1 protein-coding gene and 1 pseudogene are annotated in these 1,518 nt (G+C 60.0%); one reads left to right on the plus strand and one right to left on the minus strand.

Annotated elements, in window-relative coordinates:
- Positions 1–8: 8 nt before the first annotated feature.
- Entirely contained in the window at positions 9–1,172 is a 1,164-nt protein-coding gene (locus FY112_RS00355) for an aminotransferase (RefSeq protein WP_151517351.1), read from the minus strand.
- 95 nt (positions 1,173–1,267) lie between these two features.
- On the opposite strand from FY112_RS00355, the pseudogene FY112_RS00360 reads away from it, so the two are divergent.
- Positions 1,268–1,518 (plus strand): annotated as a pseudogene (locus FY112_RS00360) (agmatinase); the annotation flags it as partial.

A 1,518-nucleotide genomic window follows, 5' to 3' on the forward strand; every position in this document is an offset into this window, starting at 1 on the left:
ATATCTAACTAGCGAAGGCGCTCGGACAATAGCCCAATCGCGGCGACAGCCGCATTGGCAAAGGCAAGTCTGAGGTAGCGCTCCTGCCCCTCCCCGAAATAGGCGCCCGGCAAGCAAACAACGCCGGATTCCTTGGCAAGTTTTTCGGCAACCTCGGAAGACGATCGATCGGCGTGAGGATGGCGGACAAAAGCGAAGTAAGCGCCGATTGCTCCGATCTGCCAATCCGGCAGCCCGGAAAAAACCTGCCTCAACGCCTCCGCCCGGCGAGCGATCTCGAGCCGGTTGCCGGTCCGCCAGTCGGCGAGCGCTGGGATCGCCGATGCAACCGCGATCTGAGCCGAACGCGGCGCGCAGATCTGCATATTGTCCATCACCTTGGCGATCTCGGCGATGAGTTTGGGGCCTGCCGTGACTGCACCCAGCCGATGACCGGGAATGCAGAAGGACTTGGAAAAGCTGTAGAGAAGAACGAGTGTATCCTGCCAGCCCGGCTCCGAGAGAAGAGCGTGCGGCCGCCCGTCATCCTCGCCAAGGAAATCGCGATAGGTTTCATCGAGGATCAGCCAGGCGCCATATTTCCGGCAGAGAACGAAAAGCTCATGAAGCAGGCTGGGCGGATAGACAGCCCCCGTGGGATTATTGGGTGTCACAACGGCAAGTATCTTCGCGCCCGCTGCAAGGGCCGCCTCGGCCGAACCCGGATCGGGAAGAAACCCGCTGGCGGGGTCACAATCGACCAATCGGCGCTCGATCCCAAGCATCGATAGCGTCGTGTCGTAGTTGAAATAGAAGGGATTGGTCAGCGCCACCGTATCGCCCGCGCCCGCAAGCGCGATCGCCGTACACATGAACGCCTGATTGCAGCCGGCGGTAATGTGGATATTGCCGGCGGACAGGTTGGCGCCGTAAAGCTCGGCAAGATGAGCCGCGTAGGCCTTGCGCAACAGAGGTTCGCCCTCGATCGGCCCGTATCCTGTCATAGCCTGTTGCCTGGCTGCCTCGCCCAGAAGCCGAAGCATCTCCGGATGCGCGGGATAGCCAGGCACGGCTTGCGACAGATCGATGAGCGGCCCTTTTTCTCCTTTGTATTCGTGGCTCCAGGCGACGACGGAAGGAATGGGCGGAGCAGAGAGGCGGGCAACGAGGGTATTGGGTTTTGCAGCGATCATGTCGATTTCTCTTTGATACCGATTGCTACAACGATACCAATTGCTTTCTCAACCTCTTTGTCTGACGAGACGGACCTGAAGCGGAGACGCAGCGCATGGTGTGGGACAAAACGCGGCTGGAACAGCTGCGCGCAGAATTTGCAGACGCCAATGGCGGCGAGATATTCGACGAGAAGTTTCGGAAAGTGGCGGAGAAGATCATCTCCAAGAGCGGCACGAGACTGGCGCCCTATGCCGGAGCGCCGACCTTCCTCAGCGCACCCTACATGCAGGTCGCGGCCGATGATCCGGATTTCGGCAATCTCCAGGTTGCAATCACCGGGGTCCCCATGGATCTTGGCGTCAC

It is taken from the genome of Rhizobium sp. PEPV16, assembly GCF_008919455.1.
In the GTDB taxonomy this organism is placed as follows: domain Bacteria; phylum Pseudomonadota; class Alphaproteobacteria; order Rhizobiales; family Rhizobiaceae; genus Rhizobium; species Rhizobium leguminosarum_Q.

Bases quoted from the DNA above. Each gene is read 5' to 3' on its own strand.
- FY112_RS00355 (WP_151517351.1), bottom strand. From the start codon at position 1,172: ATGATCGCTGCAAAACCCAATACCCTCGTTGCCCGCCTCTCTGCTCCG.